This is a genomic window from Tundrisphaera macrotermitis, assembly GCF_051175315.1.
Classification (GTDB): Bacteria; Planctomycetota; Planctomycetia; order Isosphaerales; family Isosphaeraceae; genus Tundrisphaera.
Genome location: NZ_CP195100.1, coordinates 6,227,549 through 6,249,308 on the forward strand (window position 1 = coordinate 6,227,549; position 21,760 = coordinate 6,249,308).

The window sequence follows — 21,760 nt, forward strand, 5'->3', positions numbered from 1 at the left end:
CCGGACCCTGAGATCAAGCGAACAGGCGGGAGACGGCCTCGGCCTTGACCAGCTCGCGGGGCTGGTTCAGGTGGTTGTAGACCAGGGTGGTCGGGTCGATGCCGAAGGCGTGGTAGATCGTGGCCAGCAGCTCGCCGGGGTGGACGGGGTCCTCGGCGGGGGCGGACCCGGTCTTGTCGGACCGGCCGTGGACGTGGCCGCGCTTGATCCCGGCGCCGGCGACGACGGCGGTGTAGCAGTACGGCCAGTGGTCGCGGCCGTCGGCGCTGTTGCCGTTGCCCGAGGTGCTGATCCCCTTCTGCGGGCTGCGGCCGAACTCGCCCACGGCCACGACGAGGGTGTCGGCCAGCATCCCGCGCTCGTCGAGGTCGGTCAGCAGGGTCGACAGGCCGTTGTCGAGCATCGGGCCGGATCGGTCCTTCATCCGCTCGGTGAGGCCCGAGTGGTGGTCCCACGAGTGGTTGTCGGAGTTGGCCACCTTGGGCCACACCACCTCGACGACCTTGGTGCCGGCCTCGACCAGACGGCGGGCCAGCAGGCAGCTCTGGCCGAAGGTGTTGCGGCCGTAGGCGTCACGCAAAGCGGCGGCCTCGGACGAGAGGTTGAAGGCCTCGCGGGCCCGGCCGGAGACGACGAGGTCCAGGGCCTTGCGGTAGTACTCGTCGAGGTTGTATTCCTCGGTCGCCTTGTCCAGGGCGGGCATCCCGGCGTTGATCGCCTCGCGGAGCCGGGCCCGGCGCTCCAGGCGGCCGGCGAAGACCTCGGGGCGGAGGCGAAGATCGTCGATCTTGATCTTCTCCATCTTCGCCATGTCCATGTCGTCGCCGTCGGGATAGAGCGTATACGGGTCGAACGCCTTGCCCAGGAAGCCGGCGGTGCCCCCCTTGCCCACCACGTTGGATTCCTGCAAGGGCCGGGGCAGCATCACGAACGGGAGCATCGGCTCGGTGGATGGCTTGAGCCGGACGATGTTGGAGCCGAAGTTGGGGAAGTCCTTGGGCGTCGGCGGTTCGAGCTGGCCCGACGGGCTGACCTTGTCGGTCGTGTAGCCGGTCATCATCTGGTAGATGGCGGCGGTGTGGTTGAACAGGCCGTTGGGGGTGTAGCTCATCGACCGGATCAGCGTCGTCTTGTCGATCACCTGGGCCAGTTTGGGCAGGATCTCGGTGAACTGGACGCCGGGGAGCTTGGTCTGGATCGGCTTGAACGCGGATCGGACGTTGTCCGGGACGTTCTCCTTCGGATCCCACAGGTCGAGGTGGCTGGGCCCGCCCTGGAGGTAGACCATGATGATGCTCTTGGCCTTGCCCCAGCCGGGCCGGCCCTTGATGCCGCCGAGCTCGGGCGCGGCGGCGGGCGGGGCGGCGGCCGACGCCGCCTGGAGCCGCAGCAGCGAGCCGAGCGGGAGGCCGAGCAGGCTCGACCCGCCGACGCGGAGGATGGCCCTCCGGGTCATGCCGAGGCCCTGGTCGCACAAGTCTTTGCCGGGCTGTCCGGGGACGATCAGCATGATCCGCCCTTTCGGGTCGATGGGAGGTGAGAGGGGCCCGGCCGAACGCCGGCCGGGCGGGAACCTGTCGGATCAGTGGTTGAACAGGAACGCCGGGCTGTTGATCAGGGCCCACGCCACGTCCTGCGCGGCGGTGAGCCGCCGGGCGGCGGCCTGGGCGATGCTCTGCTCCACGTCCTGGCGGAGCTGGGCGAGCGCGGGCTCGACCGGCAGCGGCCTGTCGGCGGCCTCGACATTCGCCTTGAGGGTGGCGAGCATCGGGTCGGGCGGCAACGGCTTGCGGGCCGCGTCCAGCTGGTTCTGCCGCTTGCGGGCCTCGGGGGACAGGCCGCGATGGTAGGCCATCAGCACCTCCACCTGGGCCGGGGTCCGGGTCTCCGGCGAGATGGCGAGCACGGCCCGCAGCTCCTCGGGGACGCCCAGGGCGACCTCGCGATCGCCGCGCGTGACCGAGATCCGGAATCGGCCGGGCATGTAGGACATGCCCTGGTACTGGTGGGTGAGCGTGATCTTGAGCGCCGTGCCGCCGGCGGCGCCGGCCGGCTCCTTCGCCGCGAAGACGGCCCAGTGGGGGATGCCGTAGGCCGGGCTGATCGCCCAGCCCCGGGCCGGGTCGTTGCCCGGCTCGATCGCCCCGGCGATCGAGAAGTTGCCCTGGCTGAAGTCGGCCAGGGGCCTTTCCAGGGCGACCGGCTTGAACGCCTTGGGGTCGGAAAGGGGGGCGGCGGCGACGTCGATCCGGTTCAGCACGAAGTTGCCGTCCGGGGCCCGGCCCGGGCCCTGGGCGGGCAGGCTGGGGTCGGGCAGCATCTCCAGCCGGATGCCGACGATGTCGCCCAGGTCCGTGTCGGCCTCGAAGACGATCCCGCCCGGCGCGTCGGGCCCGGAGCCCAGCACCGAGCCGTCGGGCAGGATGGCGAACTTGGCCCCGGCGGTGCTGGTGACCGCCTTGGGCGTCAGGATCCGCCAGCGGTTGACCGGCGACTGCTTCTTCTCCCACTCGGCCACCTGCTGGGCCAGGGTCTTCTCGTACGCTTTCACGGCCTCCTCGCGCTTGGCGACCTTCTCCAGACGCTCCGCCTCGCGGGCGGCGGTCTTCGCCGGGAGGTCCTTCTCGTAGGCGGCCAGGGCGTCGCGGGCGGCGGCGCGGGCGGCCTCGCGCTCGCGTTCCAGGGCGGGCCTTTTCATGGCATAGGCGGCCTCGGCGTGGCCGAGCTTGGCGGCGAGTTTGGCGTGGTCCTCGTCGATCCCGCCCAGGTCCTCCAGGCAGGCGGCGACCTCGGCCGGGGTGGCGGGGCGATTCAGGATGCGGAGGAACAGCTCGGAGATGAGCGGCTTGTCCTCGGGCATCGCCTTGACCATCCGGGTCAGGTCATTGTCCGGGTCGGACAGGGCATCCCCGAGGGTCGGGCCGCTGACCAGGGCCATCACCGGCCCGAGCTGGAGGCCGCTGGTCCGCTCGCACTCGCAGGCGCTCTCGCGGGGCGGGCGGCCGAAGGTGTTGAGGAACCCGCTGGGCAGTTCGACCCCCGAGTCCGGCAAGGCCGCGGCGCGGGTGCCGGCCGGCACGCCCGGGAACTTCGACGACGACCCCGTCACCCGGTACACCGCGTCCAGCAGGACCTCGGCGGGCAGGCGGCGGGCGATCGCGTGCGAATAGTTCGTCCTGTCGTCGGCGTTCCACTTGTTGGTCTCGACCGACAGCCCGTAGGTCCGGGACTTGGCGATCAGCTTGATCACGTGGCGGACGTCGAAGTTGCTCTTGAGGAACTCGGCGGTCAGGTAGTCGAGCAGCTCGGGATTCGTGGCCGGGTTGCCGGCGCGGATGTCGTCGATCGGCTCGATCACCCCGACGCCGAACAGGTAGCCCCAGAGCCGGTTGACGTAGCTCCGGGCGAAGTACGGGTTCTCGGGCGAGGTGATCCAGGCCGCCAGCTCCTGCCGACGCGACGCCTTCTCGGGCGCGGGGTGCGGGCTGGGGAACGGGAACTTCGGCGGGGCGACCTTCTTGGTCCGGTCGTGGATCATCTCGCCGTCGCCCTTGTCGTAGACCTCTTCGAAGAGGGGCTTGGCCCCCTCCACGGCCGATCCGCCGATCGTCTTGCCCATCGAGCCGGGGTCGGCCTTGAGCCCGACCTGAGCGAAGTAGGCGGCGGTCTCGTAGTACTGGTCCTGGGTCCAGCGCTCGAACGGGTGGTCGTGGCACTTGTTGCAGTTGAACCGGATCGCCAGGAACAGCTGGGTCGTGTTCTCCATGGTCGCGTCGGCGTCGCGGAGGACCTTGAAGTACGACGCCGCCGGGTTCTTCTGGTTCGACCCCTCGGCGGTCAGGATCGACCGGGCGAACTGGTCGTACGGGACGTTCCGGTCGACCTGATCCCGGATCCAGCCCCGGAACGCCGTGGCCCCTTCCACCCCCAGGAACTTGCGGTTCACCTGGAGGAGGTCGGCCCACTTGTTGGTCCAGAAGTCGACGTAGGCGGGCGACCCGACCAGGCGATCGACGAGTTCATCCCGCTTCACCTGCGACGGCCGGGCGTCGGCGAGGAAGGCGTTCACCTCGGCGGAGGTCGGGGGGAGGCCGGTCAGGTCCAGCGACGCCCGGCGGAGGAACTCGGCGTCGGTGCAGGGCTGGGACGGGAGGATCTTGAGCTTCCGCCACTTGGCGGCGGTCAGCTCGTCGATCTTCGTGGTGCCCGGCTGGTCCTCCCAGGCGAAGCCGGTGCGGTCGCCCATCACGGTCAGGGTGGAGGCGGCATAGGCCCCCTCGTAGCGGACCAGGATCGGGGCCTCGCCCCGGCGGAGGGCGGTCATCACGGCGTCGCGGTCGGCGGTGGCGACCTCGGTGTTGCCGCTCTCCAGGAACGCCTCGCGGGTCACGTCGCGGACCTCGCCATCGCCGTAGGTCGCCAGGACCCGCAATTGCTGCCGGGCGCCGATGGCCTGGACGGTGGGGTTGGCCGGGTGGACCGCGATCGACTTGACCCGGGGCACGCCGAGGTCCAGCTTCGCCCCGTCGTTGATCCAGGCCCGCAGGGCCTCGTAGTACGGCTCGCCGGGGGTCATCAGCGCCCCGCCGACGTGCGGCACGGCGCCGGTCGGCTTGAGCAGCATCAGGCTGGAGTCGGGGGCGGCCGTGTTGACCCGGCGCGAGGCGTGGTCGTCGGTGAGCGCCCGGATGTCGAAGATCGGGTCATAGCCCCGCAGCGACATCTTGAACCCGTTCTTCCCCTGGGCCGAGCCGTGGCACGTCCCCGCGTTGCACCCCAGCCGCGACAGGACCGGGATCACGTCGTGGAGGTAGTCCACCTTGCGGGCCACGCCGAAGCCGGACACCCGGACCGGCACCTCGACCGTCTTGCCGCCGTAGGCCAGGGCCAGCGTCCCCGACCCGTCGGCCCGGGGGCGGACCAGTCCGCCCCGGGTCAGGGCGACCAGGGATTCGGGCGCGGTCCGGGTTGCCAGGCGGGTGGCGTCGAACTCGGTGCCGTCGGCGGTGCGGGCGGTGATGACGAGCTGGGCGTAGGCATACGGGTCGCGGAGGTCGATCGCGGTCGGCTGGACGTCCAGGCTCGCCACCGGGGCATCGCCGGGCGACGGCTCGGGCTCGGCCGAGGTCGCGGCGGTGGGAGTCGGGGGCGGGGTCGCGGCGACGGTCGGGGCGGGGCGTTCGGCGGGCGTGCCGCCGGCCGGGGCCGGGGCGAACTCGCGGGCCACGGCGCCGGTCTCGGGGTCGATCAGGCGGACCAGGCCGTCGCCGCACGCGGCGGCCACGAGCTTCCCATCGGGCCGGAACGCCACGCCGTAGACGCCGGCCTTGACCGTGGCCTTGCCCAGCGCCTTGACGTCCCTGGTCAGGTAGGCGTCGAGCGCGGCCTTCTCCTCGGCGGTGCGGCCGGTGATCACCTTGGCCATGATCGCCTTGATCGGGTCGGGCAAGGTGCCGTCGAAGTTGTAGGCGTAGACGCCGACCTCGCCGGCCCCGTCCAGGGAGCTGCCGGCGGCGATCTTCGTCCCGTCGGCGCTGACCGCCACGCCGAAGATCCGCCCGGCCAGGGGGGGGAGGCGGCGGATCAGGTTGCTGTCGTCGCCGATCACGCGGACGGTCTGGCGGAACACCCGGTAGACCTTGGGCTCGCCGTCCGACCCGCCGATGACGATCTCATCCCGTTCGGGATGGCGGACGACCGCCGCCAGGCCCCCCTTGAGGGCTCCCGGGGTGATCGACGTGAGGTTGTCCACGAATCGCTGGGTGGCGACCTCGGTGAGCTTGGCCGTCATGTCGCGGCCGACCGAGATCAGGTTCGCCCCGTCCTTGGTGAAGGCCGTGTCCAGGGCCCAGTCGTTGTGCGAGCCCATGAACAGGACCTGGTTGCCGGTCTTAGCGTCGATGGCCCGGACCGAGTTGTCGCCGCAGCCGAAGGCGATGGTCTTGCCGTCCGGCGACCAGGTGGCGCCATAGACCGTGTCATGGGTGACGGGCAGCGACAGGTCGAGTTCCCGGGTCGCCACGTCCCAGACCTGGATCTCGCCGATCCGTCCGGGCTGGCCGCCGGCCACGGCGAGCTTCTTGCCGTCGGGCGAGAATCGGACCGAGGCGATCCGCTCGGACAGGCCGATCAACCGATCGATCAGCGTCGAGCCGTCGCCGTCGAAGAGGAGGACCTCGTGGAACCCGCCCACGGCCAGCCTCGACCCGTCCGGGGCGTAGGCGATGGCGGCCAGAGCCGGGGGCCGGGCATAGATCGGGGGATGGGCCCGGTCGTAGACCGCCTCGGTTGAGGCGGGGGAGTCGTCCTTCGCCCCCTCGGCGACCCAGCGGCGGATCAGGTCGATGTCGGCCTGGGCCAGCGGGGGCTTGCCCGACGGCATCAGCGCCTTGCCGTCGGCGTCGATGGCGATCTGGTCGATCAGGTGGCTCTCATCCGGCTTGCCGGGGACCACCCCCGGGATGCCCGACTCGCCGGCCGCCATCAGGCCGGCGTGGGTCGTCATCCGGTACTCCCCCTCCTCCTTGGCCGGCTGGTGGCACCCCTGGCACTGGGCCCGGAAGATCGGCTGGATCTGGCGGGCGAAGCTCACCGGCCCATCCCCCCCCTTCCCCGGCGCCTTGGCGTCTTCGGCCCGGAGGGGGCCCGCGACCATCGTCACCGCCAGGGCCACGGACGGCCAGAAACCTCGGGACCAGGACGGGGACGGCACCATGGCGATCTCCTGGAAGTCATATTCGGAGCCCGAGGCGGCGGGCCCTCGGGCGTGTTCGCGTTTCGGTCGGTCGGGGGCGGGCGGGGGCGGTCGCCTCGCCGGTCGCGCCCTCCCGCCCCGAGCATCGCATCGGGAGGGGACGACGATCGGCAGACGGCACCACGGATCCAGCGGAGGGAGATTCATCGTGCATGTTAAACATGACACCGGGAGGGCTTCAAGCAAATTCTCGGATCTTGCGGATCCCGATATTGCCGGTCGGGAAGGCCGGGCCCCGGGAGGGGGACCGCCGGCCCCTGGTTGTCCGGCGGCGGGCCGCCTCCTATGATTTGCCGCGATGACCGCCGCCAGCGGCACGCGCAAGCCATCCCGGGACCGACGCTTCTGATCAGGTGGAGAGATTCGAAATGTCGACGATCGACGCATGGGTTGTCCCGGCGAAGGGGCAGGAACTGGTCCGCCAGCAGATCGACCTCGGGCCGCTCGGCGACGAGGAGGTCGAGGTCCAGGTCGAGAACTGCGGCCTGTGCCATTCCGACCTCTCGGTGAAAAACGACGACTGGGGGATGTCGCAGTACCCGGCCGTGCTGGGCCACGAGGCGATCGGCACGATCGTGGCCGTAGGGCCGTCCGCCAAGGGGCTGAAGGTCGGCCAGCGGGTCGGGGTGGGCTGGACGGCGGGGAGTTGCATGCACTGCCGGCCCTGCCTGTCGGGCGACCAGCACCTGTGCGCCGAGTCGGCCGCGACGATCATCGGCCACCGGGGCGGGTTCGCCAGCCGGGTCCGGTCCCACTGGGCCTGGGCGATCCCGCTCCCGGAGGGGCTCCCGGCGGCCGATGCCGGGCCCCTGCTCTGCGGCGGGATCACCGTGTTCAACCCCCTGGCGATGCACGCGAAGCCGACCGACCGCGTCGGGATCGTCGGCATCGGCGGGCTGGGCCACATGGGGGTGAAGTTCGCCGCCGCCTACGGGTGCGAGGTCACCGCGTTCACCTCCAGCGAGAGCAAGTTCGACGAGGCCCGGAGCTTCGGCGCCCATCACGTCGTCGCGACCCGCGATTCGTCGGCGATCAAGGCCCGGCCCGGCTCGCTGGACATGCTGCTGGTCACCGTCAACGTCCAGCTCGACTGGGACGCCCTTCTCTCGACCCTCGGCCCCAACGGACGGCTGCACATCGTCGGCATCCCGACCGAGCCGATCCCGATCCCCGCCTTCGCCCTGATCGGCCAGCAGCGGAGCGTGTCGGGCTCGCCCACCGGCTCCCCGGTGGACATCGCGACGATGCTCGACTTCGCCGCCCGCCACAACGTCGCCCCGACCACCGAGCACTACCCGATGAGCCAGATCAACCAGGCGTTTGACCGGCTCCACTCCGGCAAGGCCCGCTACCGCATCGTCCTCGACGCCGATTTCTGAGCCGGGGGCTTGCCCCGACCGCGACGATCTACGTCGGTGCCCACCTCGAACCGGCCACCGCCGCCTGATCGTCGCAAGCTTCATGGGTGGCAGTCGAGGCCATCCTGGTTCCTCGGCGTCTTGCTGCCCGACCTGCACGCCCCAAGCTGATCGAAGGCGATCCCTCAATGGGTCGCACCGGCTTCGCGGAGCAGGTCGGCCACCGCGCCGTGACCGGCCCGGATCGCCCACGCCAACGGTGAGAGCCCATCTCTGCCTGCGGTGTGGAGATCCATGCCACGATCGATCAAAAGTCGAGCGGCCTCGACCTGTCCATACTTTGCAGCATGGGATAGCAGCGTCCTCTCCTCGTCCCTCCGGTGGTCTTGCGCCCCTCGACCGAGCAAGAGTCGGACCATGGGAAGTTTGCCGTGCTCGATGGCGAGCATCGTCAGGCGGGCTCGTCCGCCCGTGAGTCGATCAACATCGCCTTCACCTTCATCGATCCTGGCATCGAGCAAGGTCGCGAGCCGATCACAATCGTCCAGCATCAGGGCATCGACGACGCCACGTTCCGCCCCCATCGCGATGAGGAACATGCACAACTCCCTGTGGCCGCCGATCGCGGCCTCGGACAATGCCGTCCTCCCGCACCACGCGTCGGCATCGAGATCGGCTCCCCGTTCCAGCAGTCGACGAACCACAGGAGTGTGCCCGTTACTGGCTGCCTCGATCAGGGGTCGACTCCCCAGGTCGTCCATCCCCTCGATATCGGCCCCATGATCCAGGAGCAGGTCCACCATCCCGAGTTGGCCATGCCGGGCCGCGATCATCAGGATCGGACCGTAGTAAGAACCCTCGGCAAAGTTGGGATTGGCTCCCTCTTCGAGACGTTGACGGGCCAGCGGGATGTCATCAATCAGGACCGCATCGTAGAGCCGATAGCGAGCACCGGCGCCAAGCAGTATCCGCAGGGGAACCGGATCCGGGGTACACTCGGAATCGGCCCAGGGATGGGCTCTTAGAATGGCTGCCGACAGCGCGGTGAGAGCCCCTGAAATGACTGGGTCCAGACTCGCCCCGCGATCGATCAGCAAACGGATCAGGTCATGATGCCCGAAACAAATCGCCGAAAAGAGAGCGGTCGCGGGCTCTGGGAAATCGATGTCGAAGCCGGAGTCGAGCAACTCGACGATCTTATCCATGTCTCCGGATTTTGCCGCCGCTGCCCACTCCAGGGGCATGATCATTTCGGGGTCGACCAAATCGTCCACGAAGGCTGCCGGCCAGGAAGGGCACTTCAACTCGAGACTCGGGTCGTTGGGGTCCGCGCCGCGTTCGAGGAGGATCCGAATCAACGCATGGTCCTGTTCCGACGCGGCATACTTCAGGGCTGTGAACCCGACGGGATCGCGAGCGTTGACATCGGCGCCCAGGTCGAGCATCGCGGCGATCGTTTCGACGTCACGAGACCTGGCCGCCGAGAACCATCTCATGCGGTTGATCGTGCCGGGATCATCGAGGTCATCGATGAACTCGTCCGGCCACGATGGTTCCATGATGAACAGGCATGTGTCTTCGGGGTCCGCGCCGCGAGCGAGGAGCAGGCGGACCATCGCATGATCCTTGTTCGCAACAGCGCATCTCAATGCTGTTCCCAACATGGGATCGCGAGAGTCTACATCAATCCCGGTGTCGAGCAATTCGGCCACCCGTGCCACATCGCCCGACCTGACCGTGTCGAACCATTCCACCAACCTGAACGTCTCGGGGTCGTTCAACCATGAATCGGGCCATGGGGAATCCATCAATGTTCACCATCAATTTAACGATCAGGTTCGACGGTCCGGCGTAATGAGTCCGGACGAGGCCCAGCCGACGGGGGGCGGTCGGGCCGGGAGGGGATTTCGATCATTGGGACAGGTGCACCCGGGTGCGGCCCATGCGGTAAGTCCTCAATGGGTCGCACCGGCTTCGCGGAGCAGGTCGGCCACCGCGTGATGCCTGGCATGGGTTGCCCAGGCCAGCGGGGTGAGCCCGTCCGAGCCGGCGGCATGCACATCCGCCCCTTGTTTGATCAGGAGCAGTGCTATCCCCACCTGTCCGTGTCTTGCGGCATGGGCCAGCAAGGGTTTCTCCGCAAAATCGGGCTGGTTCTTCGCTCCTCGTTCCATCAGCAGGGAAAAGATGGGCAGATTCCCCTCCGCGATGGCGAGCATCGTCAAACTGTACCGATCGTCCTGGGTCGATCCGGCGATGCGTCCCTTGTCGTCCATCTGGGCATCCAGGAACGACAGGAATAGAGCACGGTCGTCCATCACTAGCGCATCGCAGATCCCGCGTTTCGCCCCCATCCCGATCAGGTAGGCGGCTACCTCCCGGTGGCGGCCACGCGCGGCCCAGGATAGCGCCGAACATCCGTGCCAGTCGACGGCATCAAGATCGGCCCCTCCCGAGAGTAAGCGACGGACCACTTCGATGTGTCCACGGCCTGCGGCGTCGGTCAGCGGCCGATTCCCCAGGTCATCCATCCCCTCGGTGTCGGCCCCGTGGTCCAGGAGCAAATCCACCATCTCACGGTGGCCATGCCGTGCAGCGATCAGCAGGACCGGCCCGTCATAAGAGCCTTCTGCGAAGTTCGGATCGGCCCCTGCTTCGAGTCTTTGTCGGGCCAAAGGAACGTCGTCGATCAGTACGGCATCGTAGAGGCGATAACGGACCCCGGCCTCATGGAGGATCTGCAATGGGACCGGATCAGGAGGCAAGCCCGATCCGGACCAGGGACGAGCACGCTGGATCGCGGCGGTCAACGCCGTATAACACTTGGTGTTGGCCGGTTCGAGGCTCGCGCCACGTTCGATGAGCAAGCGCATCAGATCGTGGTGGCCAAATTGCGTCGCATGCAACAACGCCGTGATATTGATCGGGTCGCCTGCGTTGATGTCGACGCCGGAGTCGATCAGATCGACGATCTTTTCCATGTCGCCCGATTTGGCCGCCGCAAACCACCGATCCAATCTGGACCTCTCGGGGTCATTCAACCATCCGTCGGGCCACCACCAGTCCACCATGCTCGGCCTCAGTTAGACGAGGGATGACCACCTTTCCATCAAGACAGAACTCGATCGAGCCCGGCCGCCGGGCGGGGCGGCCGGGCGTTGAAGGGCGTCGTTTACTTCGGCAACGGCACCTGGGTGCGGCCCATGAGGTAGGCGACGAGGTCGCGGGCCTCGTCTTCGGGGAGGGCGTCGAGCTGGCCTTCGGGCATGAACGAGAGGGGCGAGGTCTCGATGTGCTCGATCTCCTCCCGGGGGAGGACCAGCGAGGCGTCCTGGTTGCGGAGGGTGATGGTCTTGGGGGTCGGGTCGCGGGCGAGGCCGGTGAGGGTGCGGCCGTCCTTGGTGGCGACGATCGTCATCCGGAAGTCGGCCGTGACGGCGGCGCCGGGGTCGATCACGTTCTCCAGGACGTAGTCGAGGTTCTCTCGGCCCGAGCCGGTGAGGTCGGGGCCGAGGTCGCCCCCCTGGCCGAACAGGGCGTGGCAGGCGCCGCAGGTTTTGCTGAAGACGGATCGGCCCCGCGAGCGATCGGCGGCGGCCAAAACCTCGGGGGTGAGCTTGGACTTGAACCGGGCGATCGTCGCCTTCTTGTCGGCGGTGGCCTCGCGCATCTCGCCCCAGACCTCGCCGAGCTTGCGGGCGACCTCGGCATCGCCGAGCGCCCGGATCTGGCGGGCGTGGGCGACCGAGATGTCGGTCCGGGGGATCTTGCCCTCGGCCACCTGATCGAGCAGGACCCGGGCGAACGCGGGGCGGGAGGCCATCGCGTCGACGAACTGGGGCCGCTCCGACGGGTGGAACGCCTTGTAGCTGGCGGCCAGGGCCTTCGCCACGGCCGGGTCGTCGAACAGGGTCAGGCCGGAGGCGGCCACCGGGTTGAGGAACCGGACCTTGAGCAGCCGTTCGCAGACGGCGCGGAGGTCGTCGGGCCGGGCCTCGATCAGGGACCGGAGGGCGGACTTGCGGGCGGTGAGGTCGGCCTTGTCGTCGAGCGCCACGCGGCGGATCTCGTCCAGGGCCCGGCCGTCGCCGAACACCACGTCGAGTTCCCGGGCCCGGTCGCGGTCGCCGCCGACCACCTCGGCCAGCTTCGCGGAGAACGCCGGCCACGCCTCGGGCCGGGGCGCCTTCCGCCAGCCCCGCAGCCCCTCGGCAATCCCCATCGCGGCGTCGGACCGGGCACCGGCGTCGCCCGATTCGGTCAGCTTGCCGAGCAGCAGATTGAGCGGGCCGGGGTTCTTCTCCAGGTCCTCGGAGAGTCGCCGGGCGATCAGGCGGCGGGTCGTCGGCAGGACGCACTTCGCCCCGAGTTCGGCCACGGCCGAGGGATCGGCGTCGGCCAGCGGGATCAGGCCGTACCAGAGCATGAGCGGGATGTCGTGGTCCTCGGCGTCCTCCTTGCGGGCGAGCAAGGGCGCCGCCAGCTCGGCTCGATGCGCGACCGGGAACCGTTGCAGGGTGGAGGCCAGGGTGAGACGGACCAAGGCCGACGGATCCTCGGCCGCCATCCGCACCAGGGCCTTTCGCTGCGCGTCCCACACCCTGGCGACGTCGTCGACCCTGGTCCAGGGACGTGACATGACGTCGTCGATCGGCATGGAGTTGGTGAGGAGCCGAATCGCCCACGCCCGGATCACCTCGTCGCGATCGCGGAGCAGTCCGACGTAGTTGAGACTGCGGGGCGATGAGGCAGATTCATAGCGAGCGATCAACCGCAACCGATCGAGCGTCCACAAGGCTCGCAGCCGGATGGTCGGGTCGGTCGATTCATCCAGCAGGGCGCGGAACCCACCCTCCTGGCTAATCCGCGCGAGTTCGGCGGCCTCGTTGGCCCGGTTGAGGTGGAACTGGGCACGAAAATTCGGCCCCCGCTCCGGCCTCGGGAATTTGGCGACGGCCCGTTCCAGGCGGTCGACGATCTGATCGGTGGCCATCCGGGCATACCAGACGTTGGGATGGCGGAGGAGATCGGCCAAAGCCTTGACGTCGAGCTTCGTCAGGTCGCCGATGGGCGGCTTCGGGGTGCCGTGGGTGATCTTGTAGATCCGGCCCGAGGAGCGGTGGACGCCGGAGCTGTCGTGGCACTCGCCCGTATCGCTCCAGTCGAGCACGAACACCGAGCCGTCGGGCCCCTGCCCCAGGTCGATCGGCCGGAACCAGGGGTCGCCGGACTGGAATCGGTCGGGCTCGTGGCGGCCGACGACACCGCCGCCCAGCCGTTCCAGGCGGTCGACGTTGGTGCGTCGGCCGTGGAAGTTGAGCATGAACGCCTTGCCCCGGCTGTCGGCGGGCCACTGGTCGCCCTGGTAGATCATCAGGCCGGTGTGGGCGTGGCCGCCTCCGAGCCGGTCGTGCTCACCCTCGACCTTGCGGGAATCCTGCCACTCCTTGCGGTTGTCCCAGTGGTAGTGGTCGGCGTGCTGGTCGATCGTGGTGTAGACCCGGGGGTTGGGGTCGACCGTGTGGAGCCGGTGGAAGTGGGCGCCGGGGATCGCGTGCCACAGGTGCCCGTTCACCGTGTTGATGAAGTAGGCCTCGCCGTTGGCGTCCCAGTCGTGGCCCCAGGGGTTGGTGGTGCCGTGGGCGATCATCTGGAACTGCTTGCTGGTCGGGTTATAACGCCACAGCCCGCCGTTGATCGGCACCCGCTCGGCGTCGGGCGTGCCCGGTGCGCCGACCCGGCCCGGCGACGAGGCGCCGACGCGGCCATAGAGCCAGCCGTCCGGGCCCCAGCGGAGGCCGTTGGCGAAGTTGTGGTAGTTGTCCTGCGGGATCGTGAAGCCATCGAGGATCACCTCGGGCTCGCCGTCGGGCCGGTCGTCGCCGTCCTTGTCGGGGATGAACAGGAGCTGCGGCGGGCACATCAGCCAGGTGCCGCCCCGGCCGACCTCGACGCTGGTCAACGCCTTGAGCTTGTCGTAGAAGACGGTCCGCTTGTCGTGGCGGCCGTCGTTGTCTGAGTCCTCGAAGATCACCACCCGGTCGCGCTGGTCGGGGGCGAACCGCTGGGCCCGCTCGGCATAGGTGTAGTTCTCGGCGATCCAGAGCCGCCCGCGCGGGTCCCAGGCCATGCCGATCGGGTTGCGGACGTCGGGCTCGCTGGCGAACACCGAGACGTGGAACCCGTCGGGCACCTTGAACGCCTTCGCCGCCTGCTCGGCCGACATCGCCGGCCCGCCGGGGGTCGGCTCGGTGTCGCGGGGTTCGGGGAAGTCGTCCGCAAGGGCCGGGCCCGCCGTCCCGGTCCCGAGGGCGAACGTCAGGCAGGCCATCCGGGCCCAGGATCGCATGGTCATGGCATCCCTCGCGGGGTCGTGGGGTTCAGGCGGTGTCCTTGACGGTGTCGCGGCCCCAGAGGGCGAGCACGGCGATCAGGCCGATCACCGGGAACCACCCGGACAGGCCCACGACGAGATCGTAATCATGGGTCCGGTCGAGATAGCGGCCGATCACGGGGTGGAGCGACGCGGAGACCAGCCAGGTGGTCGTCGAGAGCGTCCCGCTGATCTTGCCCTGGTGCTTGCGCGACAGGTCCTGGGTCATCGAATAGAACGCGGAGAACGCCCCCAGCCCGCCGAAGGCCACCAGGAGCAGCGCCGCCAGCAGCCACGGCCCGCGCGGCATGAACGCCGCGGCCGTGGTCAGGGTGGTCAGGGCGCAGCACCCGGCGAAGATCGCCATCCGCGAGGCGAACACGGTCCAGCCGTTGCGGGCCAGCCGGCCGGCCAGGAACCCGGTGCCGATCGCCCCGAGGTCGGCGGCGATGTAGTAGAAGGTGGTGAAGTTGAGCATCTCGTCGCGGCCGTAGCCCCGCGACTCGCGGAGGAACTTCGGCAGCCAGACGCGGAACAGGTGCCAGTTCAGGTTGATGCAGATCACCATGATCGCCAGCGCCAGGAACCGCTTGGAGAACATGAAGGACCAGAAGCTCGGCTCCTTTTTCGGCTCCTCGACCGGGTCGCCGGCCAGGGCGTCGTCGGGCGTGGTCGCGACATCGACCGGGTCGCGCAGGTCCCTCGGGCGGATCGACAGGAACCAAAGGACGACCCACGCCGTCCCGCCGGCCCCGATCACCAGGAACGGCTTCCGCCAGCCCCCGGTCCCCTCCTCGATCAGGAGCCGGATCGCCTGCGGCGCGAGGATCGCACCCAGCGCCGTGCCGCTCTGCAGCAGGCTGTTGCCCAGGGCGCGGTCGCGGGCGGGCAGCAGCACCTGCACCGTCTTGAGGCCGCAGGGGAAATGCCCCGCTTCGAACAGGCCGAGCATGATCCGCAGGAACATCAGCTCGCCGTACGACCGGCTCAGCCCGGTCAGGTAGCCCATCGCCGACCAGCCGACCAGGGCCACCGGGTAGAGCCAGAAGACGCCGACCTTGTCGACCAACCAGCCGAACAGGATGCTGCCGAAGGCGAACGCCAGGCCGAAGCCGAGTTCGAGGTTGCCGTATTGCTCGTCGTTGAGCTTGAATTCGGCCTGGATCTCCACGGCCAGCGTGTTGGCCGTGAGCCGATCCATGTAGTTGACCACGGTGGCCAGCAGGAGGAGGACGCAAATGTACCACCGCCAGGTGGCCGAACGGTCGCCGGGGGGCGGGGCTGGCAGCATCGGGCGGGGTTCCTCGTCGGGCGGGATGGGCGGGACGCCGGGGCCGGGGCCCGGTGGAGGGCCCGGCCCCGGCATCGATTCGTTAAGGCCGTTCAGCGGGCGCCGGCCGGGGCGACGACGGGGGCGACGATCTCGGCCACGCCGACGTCGATGGCCTGGCCGCCGGTGGTCTGGTGGCAGTGCACCGCCAGGACATTCTTGCCCGGCTTCAGCGCGGCGCGGGCCTCGGCGGAGATCGGCAGCTCGTCATAGGACGAGACGTGCCCCTTGACGGTGGCCGCCAGGACCCCGTTGAGGTAGTACTCGGCGTCCTCGTCGTAGAGGGTCAGCAGGACGATCTTGGCGGGCACCGGGTCGGGCAGGGTGATGACCCGGCGGGCCCAGATGTCCGGGGTGTTCCACACCGTGCCGATGTGGGCGCCGGGCGTCCCCCGGGTGCCGAAGACCGCCAGGCCATCCTTCCACGACGACTCGTCGGCGTCGACGGCGGTCCAGTTGTCGGCCGGCTTCTCGGTCGTGTACTTCCAGGGCTGGCGCTCGGCCTGGCCGGTCGGGGCCAGGTCGCGGGTGGTGGGGACCTTGGAGGCATCCCCCCGGTTGATCGCCCGGGCCCGTTCGACGTCCACCTTGATGACCTCGCGGTCGTAGGTCAGCAGGCCGTTGGCCTCGGTTTCCACGTCGGTGATCTGGGTGTAGACCAGGGCGTTGAGCCCCTTGGTCTCGCGCATGTCCCACCCCTCGCGGAGCAGGCGCTCGTACTTGCTGGTCAGCTCGTCGGCGCTCTTGGTGCCCTGGTAGCCCCAGATTTCCTTGGTCCAGGTGTGGCCGTCCACGCCCAGGGACAGGCCGCCGAACTCGCCCAGGACGCCGGCTCGCTTCGGTTCGAGCGGGGGGGCGGCGGGGCGGGGGTAGTTGTGGAGGTCGTGGACGTCGCCCACGCCGGCGCGGTCGGCCCAGCCGCTCACCGCGTCGACCAGCCGGGTCGGGTCGTACGACTTGACCCAGTCGGCGATCCGCTTGGTGTCGTACTGGCCCCAGCCCTCGTTGAAGGGCACCCACATGACGATGCTCGGGTGGTTGCGGCGGCCGTCGATCATGGCCTTCAGCTCGGTCTCGTAGATCTTGGCCGACTCGGGGGAGCGGACGATGTCCGGCTCGCTCGGCGAGATCGACTTCTCGCCAGACGGCATGTCCTGCCAGACCAGCAGGCCGAGCTTGTCGGCCCAGTAGTACCAGCGGTCGGGCTCGACCTTGACGTGCTTGCGGGTCATGTTGAAGCCGAGCTGCTTGGTCACTTCCAGGTCATACTTGAGCGCCTCGTCGGTGGGCGCGGTATAGAGGCCATCGGGCCAGTACCCCTGGTCGAGCGGGCCGACCTGGAAGATGACCTTGCCGTTGAGCTTGATCCGGTTCACGCCCTTCTCGTCCGGGCTGACCTCGATCTTGCGGAGCCCGGCGTAGCTGCCGACCGAGTCGACCACGGCCCCGTTCTGGCGGAGCGTGACCAGCAGGCCGTACAGGTGCGGCGTCTCGGGGGTCCACGGCTTGGCGTTGGGGATCGCGACCTCGATCGGGCCGCCGGCCGGGCCGGACGCGGTGCCCACGTTGGCCGTCCCGTCCAGGACGGAGATCGCCAGCTGCGTGGTCGCGGCATCGCCGGCGACATCGGCCGTCACCCGGAGCTTGCCGCCGTCGAGGTCGGGCACGATGTGCAGCCCGGCGATGTGGGCGGTGGCCGCCACCGGCTCCAGCCACACCGTCTGCCAGATGCCGGTGATCGGCGTGTAGTAGATCCCCTTGGGGTTGTTGACCTGCTTGCCGCGCGGCTGGGGGCCGCTGCTGGTCGGGTCGAACACCCGGACGATGATCTCGTTGTCGGGGCCCGGCTTCAGCGCCGGGGTGATGTCGAAGCTGAACCCGTCATACCCGCCGCGATGGGTGCCCATCTCCTGGCCGTTCACCCAGACGGTGGACTCCCAGTCCACGGCGCCGAAGTGGAGCAGGACCTTGCGGCCGGCCCAGGTGTCGGGCGTGGCGAACGTGCGGCGATACCAGAGGCGGTCGGCCCGCTTCATCACGCCCGAGAGGGCGGACTCGACCGGGAAGGGCACCAGGATCGATTCCGGGAGGGCCTTGCCGAACGGGGCGGCCTCCCCTTCCTTGCCGATCTGGAGTTCCCAGACGCCGTTGAGGTTCATCCACAGGTCGCGGACGAGCTGCGGGCGGGGGTACTCGGGCAGGACCTTGTCCGCCCGGACGTCCTTGGCCCACCGCGTCATCAGCGGGCCGTCGGCCGGCTTCCAGTCCGCCGACAGGGCGGGCGCGGCCAGCAAGGCCACGGCGAGGGACGAACGCCACGCGATCGCGGCGAGTCGGTTGCGAATCATGATGTTGGCTCTTGGAGTTGGCTCGGCCCCGCGGCTCGCGTCACGACCCGACGCGGCCCGGGAAGCCCTAGAGGATCGCCGATCCGGCCCGGGTTGTCACCCGAAAAAAGTCCCGACCGCCCCACGATCCCGATCCCGCCCCGTCGACGTCCGGCTCGACCCTGCCCAGGACCAGGCCGGGCATCGACCCTGCGACATCCGTGGGATTCGGCTGCATCGCCTCATCGGGGGCGAGATCGACGGGTGGATCGTTCAACGCCGAGCTCGCCGGCGACACCCGCTCGCACGAAAGCGATCATCAACCCATCCTGATCCGCATTTCCGACAAATCGTTGTGAAACTTGGTTCCATGGCCTTGTTTATCTCGCGAGACTGCGATCCAATATCCGATGAGTCCGGTCGTCTCCTCGTCTCGGATGAGTCCCCCGCCCCGTCTCACCTCGGTTCGCCCAGCCGGGCCCGATGCCTGCCCCCGTTTCAGCCCGCCCCCTCATTCGATCGGCGACGCCGCCGGTCCAGGCCGATACCGGACCAGGCATCGTGAATGAAGGCTAATCCATGAAACGCTCAAGTCGCGGTTTCACGCTGATCGAGCTTCTGGTGGTCATCGCCATCATCGCCGTCCTCATCGCCCTGTTATTGCCCGCCGTCCAGGCCGCGCGCGAGGCCGCCCGCAGGATGCAGTGTATCAACAACCTCAAGCAGATGGCCCTGGCGACGCATAACTTCGAGAGTTCCAACGGCAAATTCCCCGACGGGATCGGCCCCCAGCCGATCAACAGCACCGGGGAGGTCAGCCGGGCCAGCGTGCAGGGCATGATCCTGCCCTACATCGAGGGGGCGGCCCTGTTCGCCACGTTCAATCTCACCCTCGACATGAACGCCTCGGGCGCCAACGAGACGGCTCGTTGCCAGCAGATCGCCACCTATCTCTGCCCCTCCGATGGCAAGGGTTTCCGCCAGCCCGGCTCGCGTAATTTCACGGGGAGCACCGGCCAGCTCGCGCAAAACAATTACTATGCCAACAATGGAGGGACCGCCGCCCAGATCTATGGCTCATCGACCACGGTCTTCCCCACCCAGGAGGTGAACTCGCAGACCCTGGGCATGTTCAACGTCACGGTCGATACCACCGCGGCGGCCACCAGCCCCGATTATCGCAAGGTGACGAGCCAGACCACCCATGCGATGATCATCGATGGCACCAGCAATACCGCGATGTTCTCCGAGACGCGCATCTCAAACATCGTGTTCCCCAACACCCCGGCCAACATCCCGCGCGACATCAACACGGTTTATATTCCCTCCTCGTGGGCCATGCCCGCCGACAACTATGTGCCCAGCGCGGCCTGCAACGGCGTCCCGTACAACACGCGCATCACCTATCGCGGCACGCAGTATTACCGGGGCAACGTCCCCGCGCTCTCGTGCTACACGCACACCCATACGCCCAACACCAAGAACAACGATTGTTCGGCGAACGCGGTGGCCACGAACTGGGTGTCGGCCCACATCGCGGCCCGGAGTTACCATCCCGGCGGGGTCAATGTCGCCTTCGTCGACGGGGCGGTGAAGTTCATCAAGGATACGGTCAATCCCCTGGCGTGGCTGGCCATGGGCACCCGCGCCGGCGGGGAGGTCGTGAGCGCCGATTCGTTCTGATCGTCCTCGCCCCGAACTCCTCCCTCGTGCGGGTCCGAGAACGAGCGGCGGAATCCCCACGTTCGACGGCCCGCATCCCTGCGATGGTGCCCGGTGGATCGACCACCGGCACCGTCCCGGCGCGGGACCGCATCGCAGATTTTTCTCACGCCGCGCTCCGCGTCGATTCCTATCCGCGACATTTGCCGCCGGGAAGATGTGGCCCCTCGTCGGCCGGCAGGCCTGATCCTCCCGGGCCCTCGGCCCTTCGACGGCATGCGCGGGGCGAGGAAACGGCATCGGGCACGGGATGGGGTTGCGGTCGGGGGCCGCGACGATCATCCTGGGGCTTGATTCGCGAGTCGAGACCGTCAGGCGAAAGGGTTCTTCATGCGCTTCATCCAGGTCACGGTCCTGCTGGTCTTCCTGATGGCGATCGCCGTGTTCGCGGTCCAGAACAACGAGGCGGTGGCGGTCAAGTTCCTGGTCTGGAAGGCCACGGCGCCCATGGCGCTGATGATCGTGACCATCTATCTGTTCGGGATGGTGAGCGGCGGGGCCGTCCTCGGGTTCATCCGGCGCTCGATCCGCAAGGCGTCGGAACGCCCGGCCGACTATCAGGCCTGAGATCGGGACGGCACGCGACGAAGGGTGAAGCGCATGTATGAGGCGATCGAAGGGGCGGCCGACGCCGAGATTTCCGACGAGCAGTTGGCTGGCTGGATCGATGCGGTCCTGGGCAGGTTGCGCGAGAAGGGCCCGCTGCGGCGGGTGCTGCTGATCCCGCCCGACTTCACGCGGTCGCACTCCGGGGCGGGGCCGATCACGGTCCGGCTCTGGGAACGGCTCCGCGACGAGGCCGAGGTGGCGATCCTGCCCGCGCTGGGCACCCACTTCCCGATGGAGGCGGGCGAGCGCGAGGAGATGTTCCCGGGCATCCCGGCCTCGCTGTTCCACGACCACGACTGGCGGAACGGCGTGGCCGACCTCGGCGACGTGCCGGCGTCGGTGATGGCCGAGCTGTCCGAGGGGAAGGTCCGCCTGCCGGCCAAGGTCCAGGTGGACCGGCTCTTGCTGGACACCAAGTGGGACGCGATCCTCTCGATCGGCCAGCTCGTGCCGCACGAGGTGATCGGCATCGCCAACCACGTCAAGAATGTCCTCGTCGGTGCGGGCGGGCACGACCTGATCCACAAGTCGCACTGGCTGGGGGCCGTCTACGGGATGGAGCGGATCATGGGCCGGGCCAGGAGCCCGGTCCGCGACCTCCTGAACTGGGCCGCCGACCATTTCCTGGCCGACCTGCCCCTCGTCTACCTGCTGACCGTCCGGGGCCTGACCCCCGACCACCGGCTGGTGACGCGCGGGCTGTTCGCCGGCGACGACCCGACGTGCTACGAGCGCGGGGCCGAGCTATGCCGGGCGAGCAACCTGGACATCCTCGACCACGCCCCGAAGAAGGTGGTGGTCAAGCTCGACGCCCAGGAGTTCAAGTCGACCTGGCTGGGCAACAAGGCCGTCTACCGGACGCGGATGGCGATCGCCGACGACGGCGAATTGGTGATCCTGGCGCCGGGCGTCCGCCACTTCGGCGAGGACGCGGCCATCGACGCCCTGATCCGACGGTTCGGGTATCGCGGCACGCCCGAGACCCTGGCATCGGTGATCGAGCACCCCGACCTCGGCGCCAACCTGTCGGCCGCCGCCCACCTGATCCACGGCTCGTCCGAGGGGCGATTCCGGATCACCTACTGCCCCGGCCACATGAGCCGGGCCGAGGTCGAGGGGGCGGGCTATTCCTATGCCGACCTCGCCGAGATGACCGAGCATTACCAGCCCGCCGGCCTCACGCCGGGCTGGAACCATCGGCACGGCGAGGAGCTGTTCTACGTCCCCAACCCCGCCCTCGGCCTGTGGGGCACCGCCGAGCGGTTCGCCGGATAACCGAAGGGAGGG

11 protein-coding genes are annotated in these 21,760 nt (G+C 68.9%); 4 read left to right on the top strand and 7 right to left on the bottom strand.

All coding sequences use genetic code 11. The features are described from left to right. Positions 1-13 precede the first annotated feature (13 nt). Positions 14-1,510: a DUF1501 domain-containing protein gene (locus TA3x_RS25115; RefSeq protein WP_435017417.1), complete on the bottom strand. Its 1,497-nt coding sequence runs from the start codon at positions 1,508-1,510 to the stop codon at positions 14-16. Positions 1,511-1,582: 72 nt separating this feature from the next. Then, complete coding sequence (locus TA3x_RS25120) at positions 1,583-6,715, bottom strand: DUF1549 domain-containing protein (RefSeq protein ID WP_435017418.1); 5,133 nt, start codon at positions 6,713-6,715, stop codon at positions 1,583-1,585. A gap of 407 nt (positions 6,716-7,122) precedes the next feature. Between TA3x_RS25120 and ahr the strand changes: the two genes are divergently transcribed. After that, the gene (gene ahr / locus TA3x_RS25125; RefSeq protein ID WP_435017419.1) at positions 7,123-8,133 is read left to right on the top strand and encodes an NADPH-dependent aldehyde reductase Ahr; all 1,011 of its coding nucleotides are present in this window, start codon (positions 7,123-7,125) and stop codon (positions 8,131-8,133) included. Positions 8,134-8,297: 164 nt separating this feature from the next. Here ahr and TA3x_RS25130 read toward each other — a convergent pair whose 3' ends face one another. The 5 genes from TA3x_RS25130 to TA3x_RS25150 all read right to left on the bottom strand — a co-directional run bounded on the left by TA3x_RS25130 (position 8,298) and on the right by TA3x_RS25150 (position 18,163). Next, entirely contained in the window at positions 8,298-9,893 is a 1,596-nt protein-coding gene (locus TA3x_RS25130) for an ankyrin repeat domain-containing protein (RefSeq protein WP_435017420.1), read from the bottom strand. 174 nt (positions 9,894-10,067) lie between these two features. Beyond that, positions 10,068-11,183, bottom strand: coding sequence for an ankyrin repeat domain-containing protein (locus TA3x_RS25135; protein WP_435017421.1), 1,116 nt, complete (start codon positions 11,181-11,183; stop codon positions 10,068-10,070). A gap of 101 nt (positions 11,184-11,284) precedes the next feature. Beyond that, positions 11,285-14,461, bottom strand: a complete 3,177-nt coding sequence (locus tag TA3x_RS25140; RefSeq protein WP_435017422.1) for a PVC-type heme-binding CxxCH protein — start codon at positions 14,459-14,461, stop codon at positions 11,285-11,287. Positions 14,462-14,492: 31 nt separating this feature from the next. Continuing rightward, entirely contained in the window at positions 14,493-15,776 is a 1,284-nt protein-coding gene (locus TA3x_RS25145; RefSeq protein ID WP_435017423.1) for an MFS transporter, read from the bottom strand. A gap of 92 nt (positions 15,777-15,868) precedes the next feature. After that, positions 15,869-18,163 (bottom strand): sugar-binding domain-containing protein, encoded by a 2,295-nt coding sequence (locus tag TA3x_RS25150; RefSeq protein ID WP_435017424.1) that lies wholly within the window; start codon positions 18,161-18,163, stop codon positions 15,869-15,871. A 558-nt stretch (positions 18,164-18,721) separates the two neighbouring features. On the opposite strand from TA3x_RS25150, the gene TA3x_RS25155 reads away from it, so the two are divergent. The 3 genes from TA3x_RS25155 to TA3x_RS25165 all read left to right on the top strand — a co-directional run bounded on the left by TA3x_RS25155 (position 18,722) and on the right by TA3x_RS25165 (position 21,748). Further along, on the top strand, positions 18,722-19,825 hold the full coding sequence (locus TA3x_RS25155; RefSeq protein WP_435017425.1) for a DUF1559 domain-containing protein: 1,104 nt from the start codon (positions 18,722-18,724) through the stop codon (positions 19,823-19,825). Between the two features lie 369 nt (positions 19,826-20,194). After that, positions 20,195-20,431, top strand: coding sequence for a lipopolysaccharide assembly protein LapA domain-containing protein (locus tag TA3x_RS25160; RefSeq protein ID WP_435017426.1), 237 nt, complete (start codon positions 20,195-20,197; stop codon positions 20,429-20,431). Positions 20,432-20,464: 33 nt separating this feature from the next. Next, entirely contained in the window at positions 20,465-21,748 is a 1,284-nt protein-coding gene (locus tag TA3x_RS25165; RefSeq protein WP_435017427.1) for a lactate racemase domain-containing protein, read from the top strand. Positions 21,749-21,760: the final 12 nt, after the last annotated feature.